Source organism: Breoghania sp. L-A4, assembly GCF_003432385.1.
GTDB lineage: Bacteria > Pseudomonadota > Alphaproteobacteria > Rhizobiales > Stappiaceae > Breoghania.
Genome location: NZ_CP031841.1, coordinates 3,299,985 through 3,325,159 on the forward strand (window position 1 = coordinate 3,299,985; position 25,175 = coordinate 3,325,159).

General features: G+C 65.2%; 23 protein-coding genes and 1 tRNA gene. 14 read left to right on the forward strand and 10 right to left on the reverse strand.

The window, feature by feature from the left end; genetic code table 11:
* Positions 1-147: 147 nt before the first annotated feature.
* The 4 genes from D1F64_RS15105 to D1F64_RS15115 all read right to left on the reverse strand — a co-directional run bounded on the left by D1F64_RS15105 (position 148) and on the right by D1F64_RS15115 (position 3,224).
* Entirely contained in the window at positions 148-1,143 is a 996-nt protein-coding gene (locus tag D1F64_RS15105) for a hypothetical protein (RefSeq protein WP_162901585.1), read from the reverse strand.
* A gap of 415 nt (positions 1,144-1,558) precedes the next feature.
* Complete coding sequence (locus D1F64_RS25475) at positions 1,559-2,065, reverse strand: alpha/beta hydrolase (protein WP_346432244.1); 507 nt, start codon at positions 2,063-2,065, stop codon at positions 1,559-1,561.
* Positions 2,011-2,439, reverse strand: a complete 429-nt coding sequence (locus tag D1F64_RS25480; RefSeq protein ID WP_346432245.1) for an alpha/beta fold hydrolase — start codon at positions 2,437-2,439, stop codon at positions 2,011-2,013. The genes D1F64_RS25475 and D1F64_RS25480 overlap by 55 nt, the downstream gene beginning before the upstream one ends.
* Complete coding sequence (locus D1F64_RS15115) at positions 2,436-3,224, reverse strand: alpha/beta hydrolase (protein WP_117413095.1); 789 nt, start codon at positions 3,222-3,224, stop codon at positions 2,436-2,438. Before D1F64_RS15115 ends, D1F64_RS25480 begins: the two co-directional genes overlap by 4 nt.
* A gap of 450 nt (positions 3,225-3,674) precedes the next feature.
* On the opposite strand from D1F64_RS15115, the gene D1F64_RS15120 reads away from it, so the two are divergent.
* From D1F64_RS15120 to D1F64_RS15155, 8 genes are all read left to right on the forward strand, one after another.
* The gene (locus D1F64_RS15120) at positions 3,675-3,923 is read left to right on the forward strand and encodes a type II toxin-antitoxin system ParD family antitoxin (RefSeq protein ID WP_117413096.1); all 249 of its coding nucleotides are present in this window, start codon (positions 3,675-3,677) and stop codon (positions 3,921-3,923) included.
* A gap of 3 nt (positions 3,924-3,926) precedes the next feature.
* A complete protein-coding gene (locus D1F64_RS15125; protein ID WP_117413097.1) occupies positions 3,927-4,214 on the forward strand; it encodes a type II toxin-antitoxin system RelE/ParE family toxin in 288 nt (95 codons plus the stop codon).
* A gap of 124 nt (positions 4,215-4,338) precedes the next feature.
* Positions 4,339-4,608 (forward strand): zinc-finger domain-containing protein, encoded by a 270-nt coding sequence (locus D1F64_RS15130; RefSeq protein WP_117414632.1) that lies wholly within the window; start codon positions 4,339-4,341, stop codon positions 4,606-4,608.
* A gap of 11 nt (positions 4,609-4,619) precedes the next feature.
* A complete protein-coding gene (locus D1F64_RS15135) occupies positions 4,620-5,810 on the forward strand; it encodes an FAD-dependent monooxygenase (RefSeq protein ID WP_117413098.1) in 1,191 nt (396 codons plus the stop codon).
* Between the two features lie 111 nt (positions 5,811-5,921).
* Entirely contained in the window at positions 5,922-6,701 is a 780-nt protein-coding gene (locus D1F64_RS15140; RefSeq protein ID WP_117413099.1) for a molybdopterin-binding protein, read from the forward strand.
* Positions 6,702-6,765: 64 nt separating this feature from the next.
* Positions 6,766-7,272 carry a xanthine phosphoribosyltransferase gene (gene gpt, locus D1F64_RS15145; protein WP_117413100.1) on the forward strand — a complete coding sequence of 169 codons (507 nt, stop codon included), beginning with the start codon at positions 6,766-6,768 and terminating at the stop codon, positions 7,270-7,272.
* Between the two features lie 100 nt (positions 7,273-7,372).
* Complete coding sequence (locus D1F64_RS15150) at positions 7,373-7,732, forward strand: hypothetical protein (protein ID WP_162901586.1); 360 nt, start codon at positions 7,373-7,375, stop codon at positions 7,730-7,732.
* Between the two features lie 95 nt (positions 7,733-7,827).
* Positions 7,828-8,496 (forward strand): L,D-transpeptidase, encoded by a 669-nt coding sequence (locus D1F64_RS15155; protein WP_205470490.1) that lies wholly within the window; start codon positions 7,828-7,830, stop codon positions 8,494-8,496.
* A gap of 33 nt (positions 8,497-8,529) precedes the next feature.
* Here D1F64_RS15155 and sfsA read toward each other — a convergent pair whose 3' ends face one another.
* From sfsA to D1F64_RS15190, 4 genes are all read right to left on the reverse strand, one after another.
* Entirely contained in the window at positions 8,530-9,228 is a 699-nt protein-coding gene (gene sfsA, locus D1F64_RS15160) for a DNA/RNA nuclease SfsA (RefSeq protein WP_117413102.1), read from the reverse strand.
* 906 nt (positions 9,229-10,134) lie between these two features.
* Positions 10,135-10,926: an ABC transporter ATP-binding protein gene (locus D1F64_RS15180; protein WP_117413103.1), complete on the reverse strand. Its 792-nt coding sequence runs from the start codon at positions 10,924-10,926 to the stop codon at positions 10,135-10,137.
* Positions 10,923-11,807, reverse strand: a complete 885-nt coding sequence (locus D1F64_RS15185; RefSeq protein ID WP_117413104.1) for an ABC transporter permease — start codon at positions 11,805-11,807, stop codon at positions 10,923-10,925. Before D1F64_RS15185 ends, D1F64_RS15180 begins: the two co-directional genes overlap by 4 nt.
* 109 nt (positions 11,808-11,916) lie before the next feature.
* Positions 11,917-12,882, reverse strand: coding sequence for an ABC transporter substrate-binding protein (locus tag D1F64_RS15190; protein ID WP_117414634.1), 966 nt, complete (start codon positions 12,880-12,882; stop codon positions 11,917-11,919).
* Between the two features lie 296 nt (positions 12,883-13,178).
* On the opposite strand from D1F64_RS15190, the gene D1F64_RS15195 reads away from it, so the two are divergent.
* The gene (locus tag D1F64_RS15195) at positions 13,179-13,802 is read left to right on the forward strand and encodes a hypothetical protein (protein WP_117413105.1); all 624 of its coding nucleotides are present in this window, start codon (positions 13,179-13,181) and stop codon (positions 13,800-13,802) included.
* A gap of 575 nt (positions 13,803-14,377) precedes the next feature.
* On the opposite strand, the gene D1F64_RS15200 is transcribed toward D1F64_RS15195, so the two are convergent.
* Both D1F64_RS15200 and D1F64_RS15205 read right to left on the reverse strand, forming a co-directional pair.
* On the reverse strand, positions 14,378-14,941 hold the full coding sequence (locus tag D1F64_RS15200; RefSeq protein ID WP_162901587.1) for a hypothetical protein: 564 nt from the start codon (positions 14,939-14,941) through the stop codon (positions 14,378-14,380).
* Between the two features lie 224 nt (positions 14,942-15,165).
* Positions 15,166-20,100: an autotransporter outer membrane beta-barrel domain-containing protein gene (locus D1F64_RS15205; RefSeq protein WP_248304477.1), complete on the reverse strand. Its 4,935-nt coding sequence runs from the start codon at positions 20,098-20,100 to the stop codon at positions 15,166-15,168.
* Here D1F64_RS15205 and D1F64_RS23485 point away from each other — a divergent pair.
* From D1F64_RS23485 to radC, 5 genes are all read left to right on the forward strand, one after another.
* Complete coding sequence (locus D1F64_RS23485; RefSeq protein WP_248304478.1) at positions 20,075-21,670, forward strand: hypothetical protein; 1,596 nt, start codon at positions 20,075-20,077, stop codon at positions 21,668-21,670. The two genes, D1F64_RS15205 and D1F64_RS23485, sit on opposite strands and share 26 nt — an antisense overlap.
* Before the next feature lie 23 nt (positions 21,671-21,693).
* Positions 21,694-21,779 (forward strand) — tRNA-Leu (locus tag D1F64_RS15210).
* A gap of 119 nt (positions 21,780-21,898) precedes the next feature.
* Complete coding sequence (locus D1F64_RS15215) at positions 21,899-22,507, forward strand: DUF4145 domain-containing protein (protein ID WP_205470491.1); 609 nt, start codon at positions 21,899-21,901, stop codon at positions 22,505-22,507.
* A gap of 690 nt (positions 22,508-23,197) precedes the next feature.
* Complete coding sequence (gene map, locus D1F64_RS15220; RefSeq protein ID WP_117413109.1) at positions 23,198-24,028, forward strand: type I methionyl aminopeptidase; 831 nt, start codon at positions 23,198-23,200, stop codon at positions 24,026-24,028.
* A 422-nt stretch (positions 24,029-24,450) separates the two neighbouring features.
* The gene (gene radC / locus D1F64_RS15225; RefSeq protein WP_117413110.1) at positions 24,451-25,173 is read left to right on the forward strand and encodes a DNA repair protein RadC; all 723 of its coding nucleotides are present in this window, start codon (positions 24,451-24,453) and stop codon (positions 25,171-25,173) included.
* Positions 25,174-25,175: the final 2 nt, after the last annotated feature.

Consider the following 25,175-nt stretch of genomic DNA (forward strand, 5'->3'; position numbering starts at 1 on the left):
GCGCGCCCGGACATTCGATCCGGCATTCGGTCAAGCGCTTCGCCCACTATACGCCAAAACGCCCACAGGCGGCCATCAGCCTAAGCGGCAAGTCTTGCATATAGGTTGCCCGCCGGCTCTCGCCAAAAGGAACGAGCCCGATGACCGTTACACCGGCGGCCCGCCATCCTTCGACGCGCCGCAGCACGGACAACAGGTGTCCGGATCGCCGACGACGAAATCCATGATGGTCTCCTCGCATTGCGCGTCGCCTTCGCTGGGAAGGTGCGTGCGCAACGTCAGGCGCATGGTCTCGCCGGCCGCGGCGCCGGGTCGCGCCCGCACGGTGAACTCGAACGCCGCCGGGTATGGGCCCTTCGGCGCGGGACCGGGAAAATCGAGATCCCATCCCGGAGGCACCTCCAGCGCGGCGGTGACCTTGAGCGCCTCCACCTTGTCGAAGCCAACGCCGACCAGCGAGCTGTACGGCAATTTTTCGCCCGGGCGCATCGAGACGCGCCGCGGACGGGTGTAGGTCAGCGTCGGCGAATAGAAATTGCCGCGGCCTCCGGACTGGACATCTCCATCGCTGTCCTTGGTGGTGCCTCCAACGGCGATGAACTCCTGCCCGTCGAGCGGCCGTCCGCGCAAGGTACAGCATACATCAATGGTGCCGTTCGCCTCGATCACGACATTGCCGCCGGCATCGCGGATAACACGGCGCCTGGGCACCGTGATGCTTCGGGTGCAAATCGTGCTGATGATCGCACCCGGAGGCGTCCCCGGTGTCGTGTCGCGATCCTGATAGTACAGCGTCACGCTGGTATCGACATCCGCCGACCCGTCATCGTTCTCGACCGTCACGCAAATCGTATAGGTCGTGACGTCGCGTCTCGTGTCGGGGTCTCGCCGCGTCCGCGAGCTGACGCGCGGCGTTCCAAATTTCAAGGTCATGAAATCAACTCCATTCATCGGCGGCCAAACAGGCTGCATCCATGGGAGTGTTGCGGCGGTCGGGATATCGGACCCGCTCGGCGTTGCCTCGCCGCCGCATGGGAGCGCGCGCCCCAGTCGTGGGCTGCGCGCAAGCCACGCTTGATCATCGCACTTCGCGCCCGCCCTGTCAGCTTTACGGGGCACCACGCCATGGGCGCCGCCGTTCAACAACACGCCGCAGCCCGTCTTGAATCACCGTCTCAGGCTCTTGAAGTGATGATGGCGCCAGGAGCTTGCACGGCGCAGTCACACCGCAAGAGCCAGCCGCAAGCGATTCAAACGACTCGCGATTTCAGCCCGCGTTCAAGTGGATTCACCGCATGAGGAAGCCCGGTCGGCAGCCGTGCGTTCAACCTGATTCATCGCATGAAGTCCCGCCGCCGCACCCAATACCTGAAGACGTTGACTCAAGATGACAGGCCCGGAGCTGCGGCGGGCGGCAAGCGCCACGTGCCAAGCGACTCCGCGGACTCGCCTTTCGCCGCCCGGCGCATGCGCGGAAATACCCATGCCGCTCACCCGGGCGCCTGAATCATTTTATCCGCAAATATGCGTAAGTATCGGCAACAACTGAGAAATTCACCTACACCGCATCCAGCGAGCGCAGGAAGTCGATGACCGCTTCCGAAAACGCGTCGTTGCGGTCGCCCGCCACCATGTGCCCGGCCTCCGTCACATCGCGATACTCGGCATGGGGCACCAGCTCGAGGAAGTGCCGCGCGCTTTCCTCCGGCACCAGCTCCGAGCGTCCGCCGCGCACCAGCATCACCGGAAGCGCCAACCCGCGCGCCGCCGCCTCCATCCGCGCCGCGCCCGCCGCCGCGCCCGAATCGACGCTGTAGGGTCCGTCGATGAAACGCGGATCCCAGTGCCAGCGGTAGCGGCCGTCGTCGTGCAGCCGCAGATTCTTGCGCAGGCCCTCGGTGTTCTTCGGACGGCGGCGCTGCGGCAGATAGGCGGCGACTGCTTCCGCGGCCTCGCCCACCGTCGCGAAGCCCTCGCGCATGCGCTCGGCCATGAAGCCGGTGATCTTGCTCACCCCTTCCGGGTCCATGCGCGGCACCACGTCGACGAGCACGAGCGCGCGCAAGACGCCCGGCGCATCACCTTCCGCGATCGTCGCGGCGATGCCCCCAGTGAGGCCCCGATGGCCACAGGACGGGCGCCGAATTTTTCCGCGATCGCGCGCGCCACCGCGACGAGATCCGCCGCATAGTCGGCAAAATGATAGCGGCCGTCGGCGAGCCAGTCGCTGTCGCCGTGGCCGCGCTGATCGATGGTGATCGCCGTCATGCCGAGTTCGGCCAGTTGCTCAGCCGTCGACTCCCAGGAGTGCCGGGTCTGGCCACCGCCGTGCACCAGCAGCACCACGGGCGCATCGCCCTCGGGTCCGCGCACGTCGCCGGCAATCCGGTTGCCCGTCGCGCCCGTGAAGCGGATGGCGCGCGCCTCGACCGCCGTCACGACGCCACCGGCTGGCTGAGAAAATCCAGCACGCCCTGCTTGTAGACCTTGTCGCCCACCGCCAGCATGTGATCCCGATCAGGAATGTCCAGCACCCGCGCCTTGGGGATCAGGCTGGCGAGATCTGCTGCGGAACCTGCGATGTCGTCGCGCGTGCCCACCGCCACCAGCACCGGGCAGGTGATCCGCGCCACGTCCTGCGCGTGGATCTTCTGCCGCGCGGAGCGGATGCAGGTGGCCAGCGCCATCCGGTCGGATCTGGTCTGCTCGGCGAATTTGCGAAACGCCCGGCCCACGGGATCGCTGACGTCATCGATGCTCTCTGCCTCCAGCGCCTCGGCGATCGGTTCGGACGCGCCCACGCCCTTGATCATGCCGTAGCCCAGCCCGCCAAAAATTACACGCCGAACACGCTCGGGATGGTTCATGGTGAGAAACGCGGAAATCCGCGTGCCCATCGAATAGCCCATCACGTCGGCCTTCTCGATTTTCAGGTGATCGAGCAGCCGATAGGCGTCCTCCGCCATGATCGGCGCGCCATATTGCTCCGTGTCATAGAGTTTCTCGCTCTCGCCGTGGCCGCGGTTGTCGATGGCGATCACCCGCCGCCCGGCCTTCACCAGCAGCTCCACCCAGCCCGTATGTACCCAGTTCACCGCCTTGGACGACGCGAACCCGTGGATCAGCAAAATCGGCTCGCCGGCGCCCACATCGAGATAGGCAATCTCGACGCCATCGGAATCGAAGGTTTTGGTTTTCAGCGCGGCGGCATCAAAGGAGGACATAAGCACCTGACGTTTACGTAAGCAGGAGAGGGGTTTGGATGCAGACGATAAGCGCAAGGCCGGGACTTGGGAAGGGGTGAGATGAGACATAGCGGAGTCAGTCGAGTATCGGCGCGTGCGTCCCAACCCTCGTGGGACGCCATCGACTCTGCTGCCCCCCGATGCGATCTCCTCCGCTGCGTCATCCTCGGGGAAGTCTGCCCGGGGATCCAGCATCCTTTTGGCCGGCCTTGACGCGCCCGACTTGGGGCGGTGGATACTGGATCCCCGCCGACGCGGGGATGACACTGGTTTTATTTGAAAATTCGAAGAGAGCCGCACCGGTACCAAACTTGAGTTTCAACACCTCCCAAACCGCAACCAATCCTGCCCTCCTGAAATAACCGCATCGGACCACCTTCATTGCCGAAAATACCAAATCTTGGTACTATCCGCACAAAGGAGCATTTCATGTCCCGCAACACATCCGTCTCGCTGGGCGATCATTTCGCCGGCTTTGTCGACCAGAGTGTCAAGACCGGCCGATATGCGAGCGCCAGCGATGTGGTGCGCGCAGGCCTCCGGCTGCTCGAAGAACAGGAAGCAAAGCTGGATATCCTGAGATCAGCATTGGCCGCCGGCGAAACCTCCGGCGAGCCGGAAGACTTCGATTTCGATGCCTACATCGCCGGGAAGACGTCAAAAAGCACGGGCGGCTGACCCATGCGGCTCCAGTTTTTACCAGCCGCGAGAGCCGATCTGGACGCCATTTTTGATTACACTGTGAAACAATGGGGACTGGCGCAGGCCGAGCGCTATCTTCGTGACATGCAGGCGACCTGTGAAAGTCTGCGCGCCGGTCGCATCAAGGGTCGCTCGGCCGAGCACGTGCGCAGTGGCTACCGCAAGGCGGCGTCAGGATCTCACATGATCTATTTCAAACTGGCCGACGAGCGGCTCATCGTCGTCCGCATCCTGCACCAGAGCATGGACGTCGAGCGGCATCTCTGACGTCGCACGGTCTTACGGCGCCTTCCCCCTCCAGCGACATCCCTCCCCCACATACCCCCTACCCATGGCGCGCGCGGCCCGTTATGGTCCGCGCAAGGCAAACAGGCATGGGCAGGACACCACGATGGCGGATCAAGCCGTTCCCCATTTCCAGAACGACCAGGGCGTCGAACGCATCGGCATCGGCGCGCATGAATTCATGTGCATCGGCGCAACGCCGCCGTTCGACCACCCGCATGTATTTCTCGACATGGGCGGCGACGACGCGATCGTCTGCCCCTATTGCTCGACGCTCTATCAATTCGACGCCGGCCTGAAGCCGACCGAATCGAATCCCGACGGCTGCGAGTGGCGCCATGACGCCGCCGATGTCGTCCTGCGGGCGACCGGATAGCGGGTCGGCCGATGACGCCGGAAACCAGCCCCGAAAGACATATTGTCCTGGCGGGCGCCGGCATCGGCGGACTGACCGCCGCCTTGGCGTTGTCCGGGGCCGGATTCCGGGTCACGCTGATCGAGCGCAACGCCGCGCTCAGCGAGCTGGGCGCCGGCATTCAGCTTTCTCCCAACGCGCATCGCATTCTCGACAGCCTCGGCGTGATCGAGCGGCTGGGGCGCGACTGCGTGCAGCCTTTGGAAATCCGCCTGAACTCCGTGCGCGCCGGCGGCCTTGTCGGCCGCGTGCCGCTGGGCGATACCGCCGTGAAACGCTATGGCGCGCCCTATTGCGTGGTGCATCGCGGCGATCTGCACCGCGCGCTGCTGGCCGCCGTCACCGCGCGCGGCGACATCGACATTCACCTGGGCGCGGCCGTTGCCGACGCCGAGAGCGACGATGACGGCGTCACCGTCGAGGTCCAGGGCGAGGATGGCGCCTCCACCCTGCGCGGCGACGCGCTGATCGGCGCCGATGGCGTCTGGTCGGCGGTGCGCCGCCGCATGCTGCGGCTGCCGTCCGCGCAATTCTCCGGCCGCATCGCCTATCGCGCGCTGATCCCGGCCACCCATGTGCGCGCGGAAGACCGGGTCTCCTCCAGCGTCTGGATGGGGCCGCGCGCGCATCTGGTGCACTACCCCATCCGCGGCGGCGAGGCGCTCAATCTGGTCGCCGTGGTCGAGGACGACTGGCATGAGGAAGAATGGTCGGCGCCGGGCGACCCCGAGCAGTTGCTGCCGCGCTTCGCCGACTGGCCCGAGGCGCCGCGCAGTCTGTTGCAGCGGCCCGACACATGGCTCAAATGGGCCCTGTGCGACGTCGGCCCCGGCACCATCTGGACGGAAGGGCGCATCTCGCTTTTGGGCGACGCGGCCCATGCCATGCTGCCGTTCATGGCCCAGGGCGGCGCCATGGCGATCGAGGACGCCGCGGTGCTCGCGCGCTCCCTCACCGAGAACGCCGACACGCCCGCTGCCCTTCTCGCCTACGAGCGGGACCGCAAGGACCGCGTCGAACGCGTCATGCGCACCGCGCGCGACAATGCTCGCACCTATCATCAGGACGGCGTCGGCGCGATGATCCGAGACATGGGCATCCGCTTTCTCTCAGGCGAAAAGCTGCTCCACCGCTACGACTGGCTCTACGGCTGGCGGATGTGACGGACGCTCCCGTCCGGGCGCGGGGCGGCCTGCGCCAAACCGCTTGAGAAGCGCCCTTTCCTGCGCTACACGAGCCGATCGGTACCGCACATCCATCATGGGGAGAGCCGCATGGGCGACGCAGCAGCACAGACGACGCCGGGCACGCCGTCCGCCGGTGACGATCTCGTCACGGCGGCCTTCATTGTCATTGGCGACGAGATCCTGTCCGGCCGCACCAAGGACAAGAACATCGGCTACATCGCCGAATATCTCACCGCCATCGGCATCGATCTCGAGGAGGTCCGCGTGGTGCCCGATGTGCGCGAACGCATCGTCGAGGCGATCAACGCCGTGCGCCCGCGCTACGACTACGTCTTCACCTCCGGCGGCATCGGCCCGACCCATGACGACATCACCGCCGATTCCATCGCCGCCGCCTTCGGCGTGCCCATCGATTTCGACCCGCGCGCCGTCGCCATGCTGTGCGAGCGCTACGGATCGGTCGACATGGAGCATCCGCGCATGCGCATGGCGCGGGTCCCGCAAGGCGCCGAGCTGATCGAGAACTCGGTCTCCACTGCGCCGGGCTTTCGCATCGGCAACGTGCATGTGATGGCCGGCGTGCCGGCGATCTTCCAGGCGATGCTCGACGCGCTGGCGCCTGGCCTCAAGACCGGCAAGGTGATGCTGTCCGCGGCGATTGAGGCGGGGCTGCCGGAAAGCCGCGTCGCCAAGGCCATTTCCGCCATCCAGGACGCGCACGAGGGCGTGCTGATCGGCTCCTACCCGCGCGCCGATGGCGCCCGTTTCACCACGCAGATCGTCGTGCGCGCCCGCGACCAGGCGCTGCTCGACCGGGTCACCGCCGAGGTCGAGCAGGCGCTGGACGCCTTGCGCGCAGAAGACTGACCGTCGCAAATCCCCGCCCTGCAGCAGCCTGCCGCGCGCGCCACCTGAATTGAGAGACCGCACCATGGAAACCGGCCAGCCGAAAGCCTTTCCCGTCCACTGGGAACAGTTCCACCGCGACGCCCGCGCCCTTGCCTGGCGCCTCGCCAGCCAGGGCGAATGGGAAGCCATCGTCTGCATCACCCGCGGCGGGCTGGTGCCCGCGGCCATCGTGGCGCGCGAGCTCGGCATCCGGATGATCGAGACGGTCTGCATCGCCTCGTACCATGACTACAAGGACCAGGGCGGGCTGCAGGTCATCAAGCCGGTCGATCCCAAGGTCATCGGGCTGGACGGCGGCGAAGGCGCCGGCGTTCTGGTGATCGACGATCTGGTGGACACCGGCAAGACCGCCCAGGTGGTGCGCGAGATGCTGCCCAAGGCGCATTTCGCCACCGTCTACGCCAAGCCGATGGGCCGGCCGATGGTCGACACCTTCATCACCGAGGTCTCCCAGGACACCTGGATCTATTTCCCCTGGGATATGGGCCTGACCTTCCAGCCGCCGCTGTCCAAGGAAAGCCAAGGCTGAGGCACGGCGGGCGTGTCATTTCTGCCGCAAATCGCACCTTTGACGCGAATGTGAACGCAACCGCCTTCTTGGCCGCGCGGGGCGGTGCTAACACCGCACCATGAGTTGGTCCCCGTGGCGCGCCACCACCCCCTTTTTGCGCCTGTGCGCCAGCCTGCTGCTGATCGCGGCGGTCTTCACCTCCGGCCTGCAGCAGGGCGGATCGCGGACGCTTGCCCGTGCCGATGCTCCTGCGCAGAGTCAGGACGCCTGGGCACGGACCGCCCAGCGTCCGGCGACGGCCCAACCGGCCGGCGCCAAACGGTGCGGGCAACGGCTGTGCCTCGACGCGACGCTGAGCCCCGGCGAGATCCTCGACGCCCGCGCGCCACACCGCATCGCCATGGGCGTTGAGCCCGTCGCGCGCCCGGACCAGCGTTACGAACGCGTCGCCACACCGCCGCCCAGAGGCCGCGTCTGACGCCCCTCCGGGGCCTACATCCCAACACACTGTCTTTCATGCGATGCGACCGGACGCCTTCCCGTCCGGCCGTCGCCGTCAGGAATCACCGAACCATGCCCATCACACGACGCGCCTTCCTGGCCGGCTCCTCCGGCCTGCTTCTGGCCGGCTGCAGCGCCCAGACACGCCAGCTCGCCGCGCCTTCGCTCGCCGCCGAGCCCGTGCATCTCGCCATGTACGCAGCCATGCCGCAGGAACGCTTTCCGCTGCCCGCGGTGAACCTCAAGAACGTGGACCCCGCCTTCTACCGCACCATGGTCGACTACCCCACGGCGGAACCCGTCGGCACCATCATCGTGGACACGCCCAACCGCTATCTCTATCTGACGATGGAAAATGGCCAGGCCATGCGCTACGGCGTCGGCATCGGCCGCGCCGGCTTCTCCTGGGACGGAGAGGCGCGCATCGCCTGGAAGCGCGCCTGGCCGACCTGGACGCCGCCGGCGGAGATGATCGCCCGCCAGCCGGAGCTGGAGAAATATCGCCAGGGAATGGAGCCGGGCCTCGACAATCCGCTCGGCGCCCGCGCGCTCTACATCTTCGAGGGTGGCCAAGACACCCTGTACCGCGTCCACGGCACGTCGGAGGAATGGTCGATCGGCAAGGCCGTCTCCTCGGGCTGCGTCCGTCTGCTCAACCAGGACGTGATCGATCTCTACAACCGCGTGCCCGACGGCAGCCGCATCCTCGTGCGACAGGACAGCAGCACGCTGGTCGGCTGAGCGGGAAAATCAGGCCGGCGGCGGGACCGCCGGCTACTCCGCGATCTCAATAGCGCGCGCGGGGCGGATCGCGTCCTGCGTGATGTCGCAGACATAGGCGAGCGCCTCGACGCCGCGCGCCCGGGCCTGATCGAACGCCGCGCCATAGGCCGGATCGATGTCGCGGCTGAGCGAGAAGCGCTCGCATCCCGGATATTGCACCAGATAGACCATCACCGCGCGGTGGCCCTGCTCGACCATGTCGCCGAGCTCGGCGAGGTGCTTGGCGCCGCGCAGCGTGACCGCGTCGGGAAATTCCGCCAGCCCCGCCTCGCGCACCAGATTGACATTCTTCACCTCGACGTAGGCCTTCGGCCGCGCGTCGTCCTCCAGCAGAATGTCGATGCGCGAGTTCTTGCCGTATGTCACCTCGCGCCGGAGCGTCGCGTAGCCTGACAACTCGGAAATCGTGCCTTCGAGAATAGCCTCTTCCACCAGCGCGTTCGGATGCGCGGTGGAGACACCCACCAGCACGCCGCCGACCTCGACCAGCTCCCAGGAGTATTTCAGCTTGCGCTTGGGATTGTCCGACACCGACAGCCACACCCGGCTGCCGGGCGTCTTCAGCCCCAGCATCGAGCCCGGATTGGCGCAATGCGCGGTAATGATCTCGCCGCTGTCGAGGGTGACATCGGCGAGGAACCGCTTGTAGCGCTTGATCAGGCGTCCGGAGACGAGAGGAGGAAGGTTCATGGGATGGATCTTAGGGATAAGAAAAATGGACGCAAGATCGCCATCCCCATGATCCTTACCAATGATGTGAAATGGCGGAACAGAATTCTCCCGGCGCCATTACAAACCGCGCGCGCGGAGCGCATGGGCAATACACCGCCCATCCTTCGAGACGGCCGCTGAAGCGGCCTCCTCAGGATGAGGACGTGCGTGAGGCGAATATTTTCAGGCCCTCAACACGATGGACCTCATCCTGAGGAGGGCCGAAGGCCCGTCTCGAAGGATGGGCCCCTGCACAAATGCCCCCTCACAGCAGCAGCGCGTCGTCGGCGATCTCCTGACCGCGGACCTTTGAGAACATGGCGACGAGATCCGCGACCGTGAGACCCGCGCGCTCCTCTCAGGATGAGGAAGTGCGTGAGGCGAATATTTTCAGGCCATCAACACGATGGACCTCTTCCTGAGGAGGGCCGAAGGCCCGTCTCGAAGGATGGGCCCCTGCACAAATGCCTCCTCACAGCAGCAGCGCGTCGTCGGCGATCTCCTGGCCGCGGACCTTTGAGAACATGGCGACGAGATCGGCGACCGTGAGCCCGGCGCGCTCCTCTCAGGATGAGGACGTGCGTGAGGCGAATATTTTCAGGCTCTCATCACGATGGACCTCATCCTGAGGAGGGCCGAAGGCCCGTCTCGAAGGATGGGTCCCTGCACAAATGCCCCCTCACAGCAGCAGCGCATCGTCGGCGATCTCCTGGCCGCGGACCTTGGAGAACATGGCGACGAGATCGGCGACCGTGAGACCCGCGCGCTCCTCTCAGGATGAGGACGTGCGTGAGGCGAATATTTTCAGGCCATCAACACGATGGACCTCATCCTGAGGAGGGCCGAAGGCCCGTCTCGAAGGATGGGTCCCTGCACAAATGCCCCTCACAGCAGCAGCGCGTCGTCGGCGATCTCCTGGCCGCGGACCTTTGAGAACATGGCGACGAGATCCGCGACCGTGAGGCCGGCGCGCTCCTCTGCGCGCACATCCAGCACCACCTTGCCCTCATGCAGCATCACCGTGCGGGTGCCGACGTCCAGCGCCTGGCGCATGGAATGGGTGACCATCAGCGTGGTCAGCGACAGCTCACGCTGCACCCGCACCGTCAGATCGAGCACGAACTCCGCCATATGCGGGTCGAGCGCCGCCGTGTGTTCATCAAGCAGCAGCACCCGGCTGTCGGTCAGCGTCGCCATCACCAGCGACACCGCCTGCCTCTGGCCGCCGGACAACTGCCCCATCTGATCCTCAAGCCGGTTCTCGAGACCCAGCCCCAGCGGCGCGATGCGCTCGCGAAACAGCGCCCGGCGTTCGGCCGACAGCGCGCCGCCAAGCCCGCGCCGCGTACCGCGCGCCACCGCCAGCGCCAGGTTCTCGGCAATCGACAGTCCGCCGCAGGAGCCCGCCAGCGGATCCTGGAAGACGCGCGCGACAAGGCCCGCCCGCCGGGCCGTGCCCCAGCGCGTCACATCCGCATCACCGATGGTGATGGTGCCCTCGGAGGCGCTGACATCGCCGGCCACCGCGCCGAGCAGCGTCGACTTGCCCGCGCCGTTGGACCCGATCAGCGTGACGAATTCGCCCTCCTCGATGGTCAGATCGATGCCGTTGAGCGCGCGCTTTTCCAACGGCGTGCCCGCGCCGAAGGTGACGCCGAGGTTGCAGACGCGGATCATGCCCGAGCCCTCCCCTTCTTGCGCATCTGCGGCAGGATCAGCGCGAAGGCGACGAGCGCCGCGGTCACCAGATTGAGATCGGACGCCTGCAGCCCGATGACGTCGGCCGACAGCGCGAGCTGCACCGCGATGCGATAGACCACCGAGCCGATGACGGCGCCAACCAGAGCGATCGCAATCAGCCGGCTGGGCAGCAGCGTCTCGCCGACGATGACGGCCGCCAGTCCGACAACGATGGTGCCGACGCCCGAGGTCACGTCGGCGAAGCCGTTGGTCTGGGCGAACAGCGCGCCGGCCAGCCCGACAAGCGCGTTGGACAGCGCCATGCCGACATAGATCTGCAGATTGGTGCGCACGCCCTGCGCCGCCGCCATGCGCGCATTGGCGCCCGTCGCCCGCATCGCCAGCCCGAAATCCGAGCGCAGGAACCACGCGAGCGCGATAACGGCTGCGACCACCAGCACGAAGACGAAGGCCGGGCGCACGAGATAATCGGCAAGCCCCAGCCCGTAGAACGGCGTGAGCACCGTCTCCTCGCGCAAGAGCGCGATGTTCGGCCGGCCCATGATGCGCAGGTTGATGGAAAACAGCGCGATCATCGTGAGAATGGAGGCCAGAAGATGCAGGATCTTGAAGCGCACGTTCAGCGTCGCCGTGACGATGCCGGCCACGGCGCCCGCCGCCATGGCGCAAAGCGTCGCCGCCCATGGATTGACGCCGTTGATGATCAGCACGCCCGCCACCGCGCCGCCCAGCGGCAGCGATCCATCCACGGTGAGATCGGGAAAGTCGAGAACGCGGAAGGCGAGATAGACGCCCAGCGCGACAAACGCATAGACGAGGCCCAGCTCGACGGCGCCCCAGAAGGCGATTTCAGTCACGGCACACCCGGCATGTTGGAGATCGCGTCAGCCCGCAGGCGGGCCCGATACCAAACCGCCGCGCACGGGATCCGGGCGCGGCGGCGAAAGCTTGTCTCGCGGGCGTGGTCTATTCGACCACTTTGCTCGCCCGATCCAGCACGGTGGCCGGAATGTTCAGCCCGATGGCGGCCGCGGTCTTCACGTTGACCATCAGGTTGGTGCCCTTGGCGACCGTCACGGGAATGTCGGCCGGCGCGGTGCCCTTGAGGATCGCCACCACGACCTCGCCGGTCTGCTTGCCGACATCGTAGTAGTTGAAGCCGATGGCGGCCAGCGCGCCGCGTTCCACGGAATCAGTGTCCGCGGCATAAAGCGGCAGCTTGTTCTCGACCGCCACCTTCACCGCCGCCTCGAACGCCGAGACGATGGTGTTATCCGTGGGCACATAGAGCGCATCCGCCTTGCCGACGAGCGCGCGGGTGGCCTGTTGCACTTCGGATGTTTTGGTGGCGGTGGATTCGACGATCTCGATGCCCGCCTCCGCGCCCAGCTTTTTCAGCGCCGCCACGGTAGAGACGGAATTCGCCTCGCCCGCGTTGTAGATCACGCCGAGCGTCTTCACGTCGGGCCTGATTTCCTTGATCAGCGCAAGCTGCTCGGCGATCGGCGAGAAGTCGGAGATGCCGGTGACATTGGCGCCCGGCTTGTCCATCGATTCAACAAGCTGCGCGCCGACCGGATCGGTGACGGCGGAGAAGACGATCGGGATGTCCCTGGTGGCGGAGGCCACGGCCTGCGCGGACGGCGTGGAAATCGGCACGATCACATCGGGGCGATCGCCGACGAACTTGCGCGCGATCTGCGTCGCCGTCGCCGGATTGCCCTGCGCCGACTCGTAGACGAAATTCAGGTTCTCGCCGGTCTTGTAGCCGGCCGCCTCGAGCGCGTCCTTCACGCCGTCGCGGCAGGCGTCGAGCGCCGGGTGTTCGACGATGGCCGTGACGGCGACGGTCACGGTCTGGGCGAACGCCGGTGTGGCCAGCGGCGTGACGAGCGCGGTCGCGGCCGCGCACGCGATGAATAACTTGCGCATGGAATGCACCTCCCCTTTGTCTTGCGGCGGAAACACGGTGTTCCCGGCGCGTGCTGCCTCTGAAAAACGATGATTTTCAGGCGGAGTCAACGTCCGCCGGACGATCGCCGCCCGCTATCACCGGAAACGTCGCGTCAGGCGGCGGACGTGGCGGGTTGATGCGGGTCAAGGCCGGGAAGCGCAGGGACTGCTACCCACGATCACGAAGCCGGCTGGAGTCTGCGAAGCAACACATGCCGCCGGGCTCCGTCAATTCAAGGCCGGGAACAGATCCGGTGCTGGGAGGAAAGCAAGGGATGTCCGCCGACGCCATTCTCGCCAATCTCAACGACATCGCGGAACTGTGGCGATGGCTTGCGGTTGTCTGGCACCTCTACTACGCGGCGTTGGCGGTTGGATTGTTCGCAGGGCTCCGCCCGGTCAAGCGGCTTGCCGGCATCATGCTTGGCATCCCGCTCTTTTCCGTGAGCGCGCTTGCCTGGACGACCGGCAATCCGTTCAACGGCACAGCATTCGCGGTAGCCGGGGTGGTACTCGCGGCGTTGCCCGTGCCGGCCGGACGGGTCCGTATCGCGCCGTGGTGGATGGTCTTGCCGGGCGCGGCGTTGTTCGCCTTCGGCTGGGTCTACCCCCATTTCACGGGATCGCTCACCCTGCCCGACGCGTTCCATGCGGCGCCGACCGGACTGCTTCCCTGCCCCACGCTTGCCATGACCATCGGACTGGCGCTGGCGCTCGGCGGCCTGTCGCGCGCGTGGTCGCTGATCCTGGGCGCTCTGGGCGTCTTCTACGGCGCCGTCGGACTGTTCCTTCTGCATGTCACCATCGACGCCGTCTTGCTCATCGGCGCGATTGTTCTGATGGCGTTCGTGATGCCGGCGGCAACAGCCAAGCGGGAAGCGAACGGTGCGCAGCCGTGAGCTTCGCTGTCGTCGCGTTACGTCTGTGGAGAAGGAAAAAAGGGCGGCCCATGGCCGCCCGGACAATCAGCTCAGGAAACCCAGCAGCCAGAGAACGAGAATGACCGGCAGGGGCAGGCCGATGAGCCAGAGAAGAATGCCGCGTCCCATGATAACCTCCGTTGTTGCGAGGTGATAATGCGCGGACGCGCCTTTGGTTCCCGGCGCGATCGACGAAAGAGACCGGCGCGGCTCCAGAGCAGACCCGTTTTTTCATGGAAACAGATGGCCGCAGCGGTCCATCAGGGGGCTTTGCGGGAGGCGCCTGCGGCCACGTGATCGACCCTTCGAGACGGCGCGGAGCCTGTCCTTGAGCCGGCCACAGGCCAGACCCGGGCGCGCCTCACCACGGTGACGTTGCATGTGTGGTGATCTTGTAAAGATATCAACACGATGACCTCATCCTGAGGAAGCCGTCGAAGGCGGCTGTCTCGAAGGATCGGCCGCTTGTTCGGCCAGGCCTCCACCTCTTGGCATCTTGCGCCTGCGCGCCATGCCACGTCGAAACGGCCGATCCCGCGAAGACCGGATATGCCCTAGAACCGCCGCCACAGCGACAGTTCCCAATAGGTCTCGATGTCCGAGAAGGCCACGGACGCGCGGCCCTCGGCGCCGAACGGCAGCGGAATATTGGTGGCGTGCAGGCCGAAGCGCGCCGGCCCGTCGGCGGCCGAGACTTCCGGCCCGATCCACGGCCACCCCTCCTGCGGCCGCCAGCCGGTGGCGACGCGCCAGTCCACATAGTCCGGCGTCGCCTCGAAACTGCCCGCCGCCATCAGCGCGTCCCGGTCCCACCACAGATCGAGCGAGCCCAGCGGGGTGATGTCGCCGGTGATCTCCGCGCCGCCGGTCAGCGTCGCCACCAGCCGCCCGGCGACCATCCGCCATCCCAGCGTCAGGCTGATCACCGGCGTGCCGTCGAAGGTGCCGCCGAGCTCCAGGCTGCCGATGGGGCCCGAGGCGCCGAGCCCCAGGGGCGCGTGCGTCCAGCCGGCGCCGGCGAAATCCGGCTCGGTGGAAAAATACACGAGATTGAGGTCCTGCGCGGCCGCGGGCTGAACCGCGCAGGCCAGGCCCAGGGCAGCCAGCCGTGCTCGCATCGGCACAGTCTAGCGGCTTCCACCCTCCGCCCGCGAGTCCGAATTTTGAAAAAATGACGTTGCGGAAGGATTACCTGTCTGACCAAGCCGGCGGCGCGGATCCGGGCCGACGCCCAAATCATTGGCTCCAGATCCGTTCTGCCGGATGCGCCCAATTGCTCCCGTCTCTCCGTCGAGGGAGAGGGACAAGAGCGGCACGCCTCCAATCCAGAGACGCGGCGTGCCTAGTTGAACGGCACGGACAGCTCCAGCCGGCCCGTGACCGCGTCGTAGTCGTCCACGCCGATGCCGTCATAGCTGGCCGAGCCTTGCAGCGAGACGCCGCTCACGCCGCGCACCCTCAGCCCGACTTCCGCCTTGGCGCGGAAATCGACGCCCGCGGCGCTCGTGGTGGTGGTCGCGCCGGAGGTATCCGACGAGAAGTTCCAGATGCCCTTGAGCGACGCGGAGGGCTCGAACGTCAGCCCGTCCTCGGTGGTGTAGCGATAGGCGACGCTGGGCCCGAAGTTCGCCTGTCCGAGACTGACGGTCTGGCTCGGGATCGTGACGGCGAGCGAGTCCACGTAAGCGTCCTGCGTCTCCTGCATATAGGCGACGCTGGCGCTGGGCCGGAAGGAGAAGTCGCCAAAGCGCCAGTCGCCGATCAGCCCCGCGCGCACCAGCCAGCGGGTGGTGTCGAAATTGTCCGTATAGGTGTTGAACGGACTGATCTCGTTCGACGACATGCCCCAGGCGGCGCGGCTGTCGAAGAACAGATTGTCGGTGATCCGCACGGTGGCATAGGGACCCGCCATCCAGCCGGTGCCCGAGGCGCTGGCCGAGATGTCGTTCCAGCTCTGGTCGAGATAATCGAGTTGCACCACCGCGCCGATGAGCAGCGAGGAATTCACCCGGTAATCGCCGCCCAGGTAGAGAATACCGAACATGCCGTCGCCGTCGCTGCCGCCGGTGTCGTCATTGAACTGGGTCACCTGCGCGCTGACCCAGAAATCCCATTTGGCCTCAGGCGTGGTGATCGCGGGATTGGCGAAGGCGCCCGAGGTGGCGATCATCGCCGCCTTGGCGTTGTCCTGCGCGGCGTAGGCGGCGCGGATCTGCGACACCGACGTCTCGAAGGTGGCCGACACCGAGCCCGGCGCGGTCATGCCGAACTCGAACGGCGCGCCGGAGCCGCTGGCCCCGCCGTTGGGATTGCGCAACCGGTCGATGCGGCGTCCGCTGTCGGGCTCGCTCGACAGGATCAGATCGGCGCGGCGGTGCAGGAAGCGGTTGATCACCTCCACGGTGCGTTCGCGCGAATTGGCGCTATCGAACGTGCAGACGACGGATTCGTTGGTCGCCAGCACGATGGTCGCCGTGCGCGTCGCCAGATCGACCGTGCTGTCGGTGTCATCGCAACTGGCCCCGGTAAGCCCGAAACCGTCGTCGGGCGGCGTCTGGGTCACCATGTAGGTGCCCGCGGCGAGCGAGATCCCGCCGGAGGTGCCGGTGCCGTCGGTGGTCGTCACCGCCACGTTCAGCGCCGCCGTCACCGAGGAGAAGGTAAAGGTGCCGTCACCGGCCTGCGTCCGCTGCACCAGCGTCACCGTCCCCAGCGCCTGGATGGACAGCGACACCGTGCGCGTCGTCGTGGCCGAGGCGTTGGAGAGATTGGTGAAGGTGACGATGCCGTTGTGGGCGCCGGCGGCAAGCGCGTCCGCGGCGGCGTTGAACGCCACGGTCACAGTGGTGGTGCCGCTTGCGGGGATCGTGCCGCTGGGCGGCGTGACGTCGACGAACGCCACGTCCGCGGCGGCGGTGTAGTTGAGCGGCACCGTGCCTTGGTTTTCCAGCGTGTAGGTGATCGAGGGCGGCGTGAACGGTCCGCCCTGCGGGCCGGTCCCCGACAGGTTCGTCGCCGGCGTCACCGCCAGCGTCGGCGCCGCCACAACCGTCACCATCGCCGTCGCATTCGGCCCCGTCGTGGGCACGCCATTGACCGAGCCGAACAGATTGTTGGTGGTCAGCGTGTAGCCGCCGGTCGGGATGGTGCCCGGAAGCTGGACCTGAACGGTGAAGGTGCAACTCGTGTTCGCCGCAAGGGAGCCGCCGCTCATCGAGAGCGTTCCGCCGCCGGTCATGGTCGCGCCCGCGCCGCAGAATCCGTTGGCCGGCAGGCTGGCGCTCGTCACCCCGGCGAAGATCGTCGACAGATCCGCGGTGAATCCGATCGCATCGACGCTCAGCGTCGTATTCGGATTGGTGATGGTGAATTGGACGGGCGTGGTCGCGCCGACGCCCACGGTTCCCTCGGTGAAGCTCGCGCTGAACGTGGTGTCCGCGACCGGATTGAGCACCGAGAGCGTATCGGACGCGGTGCCCGCCGTCCCTGCGACGGTGTTCGCCGTGCCCGAAAGCACGCTGGTTGTGTTGGCATAGTCCCCCGCGGCGGTGCTGCCCGGAACCATGAACCCGATCGTGAACACGCAGCTTGCGCCCGGCGCCAGGCTGCCGCCGGTCATCGTCAGCGTGCCGGTTCCGGTGCCCGCGAGCGCCGCGCTGCCGCCGCAGAACCCGGCTCCGGCGACCGACGCGACGGTCGTGCCCGTGGCCATCGCATCCAGATCATCGGTGAACCCGATGGCCGTGATCGTCGCCACGGTATCGGGATTGGTGATGGTGAACTGCAGCGTTCCCGTGTCACCCGCGATCACCGGATCGTCGGTGAACGACTTGGCGAACGTCATGTTCGGCACCGGCGAGGAGACCACCAGCGTGTCGCTGACCGCGCTGGCGATCGTCGCCACGCCTTCGGTCACGTCACTCGTGGTGTTGACGTAGCTGCCCGCGGGCGCACTCGCGGGCACCTGCAGGGTCACCTGGAACGTGCAACTGCCGCCCGGCGCCAGCGCGCCGCCGGTCAGCGCGATGGAGGACGTCCCGCTCAGCGTGGAGCCGCTGCCGCAGACGTTGGAGGCGGGCAACCCGGTGGCCACCAGCCCGGTCAGCGCGCCATCGAGATTGTCGGAGAAGCGGATGTCGGACAGCGCGCCGCCCGCGGCCGGGTTGAGGATCGAGAACTCCAGCGTCACGGGACGGCCGGGAAGCACCGGATCGTCGGTGAACGACTTGGTGATCGTCACGTTGGACGGGCTGACCTGCAATCCATCGGTTGCGGCGGCGATCGTATCCACAACACTGTTCGCCGTGGCCGACACCGTGCTGGTGGTGTTGATGTGGGTGCCGGCGGCGGCCCCGCCGGGCACCAGCAGCGTGACATCGAAGAAACAGCTGGCGCCGGCGAGCAGATTCGCACCCGTGATCGACAATGTCGACGTTCCCGAGATCGCGGATCCCGCGCCGCAGAAGCCGGTCGCCGGAAGAGCGGTTGCCGCGAGTCCGCTCAGTGCCGCGTCCAGATCGTCAATGAAGGAAATCGCGGTGACGTCGCTCGTGCCGGCGGTATTGTCGAGTGTGAAACGCAGCGTCACCGGATCGCCCGCCAGCGCGGGATCGTCCGTGAAGCTCTTGGTCAGCACCAATCCGCTGGCCGCCGAAAGCACGCTCAGCGTGTCCGACGCCGCCGAGGAGGAAAAACCGCCGGTGCCGCCGATGGTTGATGAAATGGCGCTGGAGACGCTGCCGTAACTGCCGGGCGAGGTTGCAGCCGGAACCGTAAGTGTAATTGAGAAGGTACAGAAACCTGTGGCGAGAATGTTGCCGCCCGACAGAGACAGGACGCCGTTGGTCGTGCCGGAAAGACCCAACGACGACCCGGTGCCGCAGGGATCGGTCGGCAGCGCCCCGACCAGCTCGAGCCCGGTCCCCGGCAGGCCGAAATCCATACTGTCCGTGAAGGAGATGGCCGTCGCATCGTCGCCGGCATTCGGATTGGTCAGCGTATATTGAAGCGTCACGTTGCCGCCGGCCGGCGTGGGATCGTCGGTGAAGCTCTTGGTCCCCGTCACCGCCAGCAGGTCGCTGATCTCCAGCGTATCGCTGGCGACCGCGGTCGGATCGGACACCACGCCTCCGCCGGCGTCTCCGCTCACGGCGCTGGTCGTGTTGGTATAGGTGTCCGGCGTTGCACCCGCCGGAATCTGAACGGAAACAGAGAAAGTGCAACTCGCGGCATCGGCAAGCTGCCCGCCGGTCATGGTGAGCACGCCCCCGGCTACCACAAGCGAGGACCCCGTGCCGCAGAACCCGTCCGCCGGAAGACCGGTGGCCGTCACTCCGCCCGGCAGCGGCCCCGAACCGGATGTCATCGCCAGATCGTCTGTAAAGCCAAGATCGGAAAGCGCGACACCTTCCGTCGAGTTGATCAGCTCGAACTGCAGTGTCGCCGAGCCGCCGGGAACCACCGGGTCATCGGTGAACGTCTTCGTAAACGACACCGACACATCCGGCGCCGTTACGCTCAGCGTGTCGCTCGCCGGCGAACCGGTCACCGTGCTGCCGCCGACCGTCGCCGAAATCACCTCCGACGTGCTTGCATAGTCCCCCGCCGGCGCGGCTTCGGGAATCGCGAGAGTCACGGAGAAGGAGCAGCTCGAGGCGGCGGCCACAGCCCCCCCCGACATAGAGATACTCGGTACTCCCATGACGTCCTGCACGAAGACAAATCCCCCGCAGGTGCCCGAGCCGCCCAACGTGATATCGGCTGACGTGATCGGCAGGTCCTGGGTGACCGGATCAGTGAACGCGACGCCGGTCATCGCCGAACCGGCGCTTGTGTTGGTGATTGTATAGTCCAGCGTCGTCGAGCCGCCGGCGGCCGCCGGGTTGGTGCCGAAGCTCTTCGTGAGAAGCGGCACGGTGCTGTCGACGGTGAAATTCGCCACCCCGGCGGTGCCCGCCACCGTGGCGCTGTTGATCGTCGCCGATGTGGCGCTCGTGGTATTGGTCACCTGGCCATCGGGCGCGCCGCCGGGCACCTGAATCGTGACATCGAACGTGCAACTGCTGCGCGAGGCGAGTGATCCGCCGGAAAACATCAGCAAGGACGTGCCGGAGATCGTCCCGCCGCCGCAGATGGACCCAGCCGCCGGCAGGACCGTCGCCGTCGCCCCGGACAGCATCGCATCCAGATCGTCGGTGAAGCTGATGTCGGTCGCCGCGAACGAACTGTCGGTGTTCTGAATCGTGAAACGCGTGACGATCGTCGAACCGGGCGCCACCGAGGAACTCAGAAACTGCTTGGTCAGCGCCGCGCCGATGAGTTCCGGCGCCGTGACGTTGAGGCTCGCCGTCGCCGACCCCGAGGTCCCGGCACTTGAACTCAAATTGCTCGTGACGTTGTCCAGCGTTCCGACCGCGCTCGCCTTGACCGGCACCGTGATGGTGCAGGTGGTGGCGGCCGTGAAGAACGCGCCGCTGAGCGAAATCGTGGAACTTCCGGCAACGGCGCTGACGGTACCGCCGGTACAATTGCTCGTCGCGCCCCCGGGTGAGGCGACCACCATGCCTGTGGGCAGAGTGTCGGTGAACGCGACATTGGTCACCGTGGACCCGGTCGGGTTCTCGATCGTGAACGTCAGCGTGGAGGTTCCGTTGAACGCCACGGTTGATGGCGAGAACGCCTTGGACAGAATCGGCCGCGCCGCATCCACCGTCAGATCCGCGGACGATGTGCCCGATGATCCCGCCGACGACGAAAGCGCGCCCGTCGTGTTGGTATGTGTGCCTGCTGTCGTCGCGGTCACGTTGACGGCGACCACGCAGGAACTATTGGCGCCAACCGCCGCGCCGCTCGCCGCGCCGTCGCCGGCGAAAGTGATCGTCGCACCGGCGGCAGGCGCCGTCACGGTCGCGTTGGTACAGGTGGTGGTCGCATTGGGAATTGACGCAACCGTCACCGCGGCAGGCAAATTATCGGTGAACGCGAGATCGGTAACCGCAGACGCGTTCGGGTTCGTAATGGTGAAGGTGACTCGCGACACCGAGCCGGAAGCAATCGTGCTCGGCGAGAAAGCTTGCGAGAACGTGGGAACAATTTGCGCGTACGCCGGGCCGCTGATTGCGGCGATCAGCAAAGAAAAAAGAAAAATTAGCGCCCGGAACATCCGCAGCTTCCCCACCCAGCAACGCCACACGCAAGAATCCGGAATTCGAATCATGGCTTGTTGCCAACCGCTAACCTTAACTCCACCAGCAATTGCGCATTGCGGCAAGAAGGTCCGGACCGGCAACAGTACTGCTCAAGACTGCCAAAATCGTGCGCGTGACTGGCGTATTAATACATCGCCAACAATGTTCGTACAATTCCGATGCGTCAACGAGCACGCGGAGCGGTCCGGCACATTCTGGCGAAAGAGTGGCAGTGGAGCCACATGTCGCATTCGCATTATAAGTATAAATACGAATTCTAGTGCCGTTGCGGCAGATTCCGCGCGCCTGTCAGGCCATTTGGCCGCGCCCGCCGCGGCGCTCGCCGCCTCACGGATCAGCGCCAGCGGCCGAATCACGGCGCCCCGAGCGGACAGGATCGGCAACAGGACCGCCAGCCGGAATGGGGCGCAAGGCCTTGCGGGAGGCACGAAAAATGGTGCGGGCGGCGGGACTCGAACCCGCATGACCAATGGCCGACGGATTTTAAGTCCAATGGGAATGGCCGAAGCCCTTCAGGCTTTGACCACTTTCATTCCACCCGTGCCACGGTTTGGCACAGCGATGGCACGCCCGGCTTCGCAAGCGCAACCGGTCGGATCGGTCGTGGGTCAAGGGCTATCGAGTTGCAATATTCTGTGAGGTAGATAAATCAGGTACCCAACGCGGGCGTGGTGAAATTGGTATACACACCAGACTTAAAATCTGGAGGCCCTAGGCCGTGCGGGTTCAAGTCCCGCCGCCCGCACCATTTGAACTCAACGCGGAAGTCGACGGAAAATGGGTCAATTAATTGCCAACTGCCCTCGTTGTGGCGTTAAGCAAACCACATTTGACGTTCTCGCTCAGAATTTTTGTGGGATAGGACATGTGGCTTGGATCGCGAGGTACGAAGTTTACTCAATTTGTAGGCATTGCCATGCTGGAACAATATTTGTTGTCGAACTTAATGATTACACCCGTAAAGATTACCTTTCAGAAGACAATTCATTATACAAATACGGTGGATCCATAAATGATTTCATGAATGAGATAGGATATATAAATATTACAAACAATAATATTTTTTCGCCACCAGAACACGTTCCTGAAACTATTGATACTGTTTTTCGAGAAGCCTCTACGTGTGCAAGCGTTGAATGTTGGAATGCTGCTGGATCAATGTTCCGCTCAGCGATAGACCTTGCGACAAAAACTCTCCTACCAGCGGAAGACGAAGAACCGAATAACCGAATACGGCGTTCGTTGGGCCTGCGCTTAGAGTGGCTTTTCGATAACAACCGATTACCAGCGGAACTAAAAGACCTAGCTGAATGTATCCAGCAGGATGGCAATGATGGGGCCCACGATGGAACGCTAACTGAAGCCGATGTAAGTGACCTTAAAGATTTTGCCTACGAACTACTTGAACGTCTATATACCTACCCTAAGCGTCTAGAAATTGCGCGCGAACGCAGGGATTTACGGCGCAATAGTTAGAAGACATTAGTCTTAAGATTGAGCTGAATTATCTTCGGATGCTCATGACACTTCGATGCCGATGCACCTGCAATATCGGGCATTGTAATACGGACCTAATGCATTGAAAAATCTGATCAAAAATATTCGCGTCTGATATCGGAGAGTGGATACAAAAGATTTTTAAGTCCCTTGCGTCTACCAGTTCCGCCACGCCCGCGTCGAACGTGTTGAGTAGCCCGGCCCCGGACGACAATCAAGTGATCGCCTCCGCGGTGACGGAAGCCCCCGGGATCGGCGCGCGCGAGGCGCATCCGGGGCCGAGGCGCGGCTCCGGAACGCGGCCATGCGCCCCAACGCGACACGGCCATCCTGCGCGCCGACGCAATTATTTCGGCCCGGAGTTTTGCGCCCGCTCAAGGAGTGCTCTATATGACAGAAAGCAACGCGACATGAGTATGCTCCCGCGCGAGCCGCTCCGCCATGCGTCAGCGCAGCGGCCCGCGCATGATCGGCGGGCAATCAGCGCACGGCGCCGTGCAGTGACGGCCAATCCGGGGCGCGCGCGGCCACTGGAGCAAATCCAGGATAAGCGGGTACCGGTTGCCCGTCCGGATTTGCGCCAAAACAAGGACTTGGAGCCAGGAACCGGTTCTGTAGGAAACGGATCTGCTCCAGAGCGCCGGTATCGATGGCGAACAGGACTTCCCGATGGTGAATTACGTCGACGCGGCCGAGGCGCCGCCGAAAAATACAGGCCAGATCCGGCTCTATGGTCCGCGGGACTTCGCGGGAATGCAGGCGGCCGGCCAACTGACGGCGCGCTGCCTGGATGCGCTGGTGGAGATCGTGAAACCCGGCGTCACGACCCGGGAAATCGATGATTTCGTCTATGGCTTCGGCAAGCAGCACGGCGCCCCGCCCGCGACGCTCTACTACCGCGGCTTCACCAAATCGAGCTGCACCTCGATCAACCATGTGGTCTGCCACGGCATTCCCAACGACAAGCCGCTGAAGGAAGGTGACATCGTCAACATCGACGTGACCTTCATCGTTGATGGCTGGCACGGCGATTCCAGCCGCATGTACGGCGTGGGCCGCATCAAGCGCGCCGCGGAGCGGCTCATCGAGGTGACCCATGAATCCCTGATGCGCGGCATCGCCGCGGTGAAGCCGGGCGCCACCACCGGCGACATCGGCGCGGCGATTCAGGACTATGTGGAAGGCCAGCGCTGCTCCGTGGTGCGCGATTTCTGCGGCCACGGCGTCGGCAAGCTGTTTCACGACGCCCCCAACATCCTGCACTACGGCCGCGCCGGAGAGGGCGTGAAACTGAAGCCGGGCATGATCTTCACCATCGAGCCGATGGTCAATCTCGGCCGGCCGCATGTGAAGGTGCTGTCGGACGGCTGGACCGCGGTCACCCGCGACCGCTCCCTGTCGGCGCAGTTCGAGCATTCCATCGGCGTGACGGCCGAGGGGTGCCAGATCTTCACCGCCTCCCCCGCCGGCCTGTTCATGCCGCCGCTCATCAGCGCCTGACCATCGGCCGGACGCGACTGGCCTGCCTCGCCGGATCCGTCATGCCAGCGCACGGCGGCATTGCAGCCGTGGCGACGCGCCGGGCCGGTGACGGCCGAGCTCCGGCGTCCAACCCGCTCCGTGCATGCGCGCGCTTGTTCGCGCGAAAGTCGGTGGACGCGGCCTCGCGAGTATTTACCATACGGCACATTGAAGTATTGGCGTGCAACGCCAGTCCCTCGCCAACGCCGGACGGGTCTCGAAAGTGATTCAAATTTGATTCAAAAAAGAGTCTAATTCTGTTCGAATTCGATGCAAAAGGCCGGAAATTATTATGCCCAGTTGCGTGGATTTGAAGTGCTCCAGGGCCGGGATCGGACGTGCCCGGCGACGGCGCGCCAGGGGATTGTGCGAGAACAAGGACGGCGCGGCGGGGAAGGCGCATGGCGGCGAGCGACGGTGACGCGCCGGGGTTCATGGATACCCGGCCAAAACAGCCCCACTATCACGGGCACCGCACCCGGTTGCGCGCGCGCTTTCGCGACAAGGGCGCCGACGCGCTGGAGGACTATGAGCTTCTCGAGCTCCTGCTGTTCCGCTCGATCCCGCGTCAGGACACCAAACCGATTGCCAAGGCGCTGATCGCGCGGTTCGGCTCCTTCACCGAGGTGCTCGCCGCCCCGCCTAAGTTGCTCAAGGAAATCAAGGGGGTGGGGGATTCCGCCATCGACGATCTGAAGATCGTGCACGCCAGCACCCTGCGCGCGGCGCGCGCCAAGGTGGCCAGCCGCAAGCCGCTGTCGTCGTGGAACGCCGTGCTCGATTATTGCCGCGCCGCCATGGCCTATGCCGAGCGCGAAGAGTTCCGCATTCTGTTTCTCGACAAGAAGAACGGCCTGCTCGCCGATGAGGTACAGCAGCGCGGCACGGTGGATCACACCCCCGTCTATCCGCGCGAGGTGGTCAAGCGCGCGCTGGAGCTATCGGCCAGCGCGCTGATCCTGGTGCACAATCATCCCTCCGGCGATCCCACGCCGTCGCGCGCCGACATCCAGATGACCCGCCAGATCGCCGACATCGCCAGGCCGCTGGGAATCGAGCTTCACGATCACATCATCGTCGCCCGCGGCGGCCATGCCAGTTTTCGCGGGCTGAAGCTGATCTGAGC

What these genes read in the sequence shown, in the direction of transcription:
- D1F64_RS15115 (WP_117413095.1), bottom strand. Translation starts at nt 3,224, where the DNA reads ATGTCCTCCTTTGATGCCGCCGCGCTGAAAACCAAAACCTTCGATTCC.
- D1F64_RS15120 (WP_117413096.1), top strand. Translation starts at nt 3,675, where the DNA reads ATGTCCCGCAACACATCCGTCTCGCTGGGCGATCATTTCGCCGGCTTT.
- D1F64_RS15125 (WP_117413097.1), top strand. Translation starts at nt 3,927, where the DNA reads ATGCGGCTCCAGTTTTTACCAGCCGCGAGAGCCGATCTGGACGCCATT.
- D1F64_RS15130 (WP_117414632.1), top strand. Translation starts at nt 4,339, where the DNA reads ATGGCGGATCAAGCCGTTCCCCATTTCCAGAACGACCAGGGCGTCGAA.
- D1F64_RS15135 (WP_117413098.1), top strand. Translation starts at nt 4,620, where the DNA reads ATGACGCCGGAAACCAGCCCCGAAAGACATATTGTCCTGGCGGGCGCC.
- D1F64_RS15140 (WP_117413099.1), top strand. Translation starts at nt 5,922, where the DNA reads ATGGGCGACGCAGCAGCACAGACGACGCCGGGCACGCCGTCCGCCGGT.
- gpt (WP_117413100.1), top strand. Translation starts at nt 6,766, where the DNA reads ATGGAAACCGGCCAGCCGAAAGCCTTTCCCGTCCACTGGGAACAGTTC.
- D1F64_RS15150 (WP_162901586.1), top strand. Translation starts at nt 7,373, where the DNA reads ATGAGTTGGTCCCCGTGGCGCGCCACCACCCCCTTTTTGCGCCTGTGC.
- D1F64_RS15155 (WP_205470490.1), top strand. Translation starts at nt 7,828, where the DNA reads ATGCCCATCACACGACGCGCCTTCCTGGCCGGCTCCTCCGGCCTGCTT.
- sfsA (WP_117413102.1), bottom strand. Translation starts at nt 9,228, where the DNA reads ATGAACCTTCCTCCTCTCGTCTCCGGACGCCTGATCAAGCGCTACAAG.
- D1F64_RS15180 (WP_117413103.1), bottom strand. Translation starts at nt 10,926, where the DNA reads ATGATCCGCGTCTGCAACCTCGGCGTCACCTTCGGCGCGGGCACGCCG.
- D1F64_RS15190 (WP_117414634.1), bottom strand. Translation starts at nt 12,882, where the DNA reads ATGCGCAAGTTATTCATCGCGTGCGCGGCCGCGACCGCGCTCGTCACG.
- D1F64_RS15195 (WP_117413105.1), top strand. Translation starts at nt 13,179, where the DNA reads ATGTCCGCCGACGCCATTCTCGCCAATCTCAACGACATCGCGGAACTG.
- D1F64_RS15200 (WP_162901587.1), bottom strand. Translation starts at nt 14,941, where the DNA reads ATGCGAGCACGGCTGGCTGCCCTGGGCCTGGCCTGCGCGGTTCAGCCC.
- map (WP_117413109.1), top strand. Translation starts at nt 23,198, where the DNA reads ATGGTGAATTACGTCGACGCGGCCGAGGCGCCGCCGAAAAATACAGGC.
- radC (WP_117413110.1), top strand. Translation starts at nt 24,451, where the DNA reads ATGGCGGCGAGCGACGGTGACGCGCCGGGGTTCATGGATACCCGGCCA.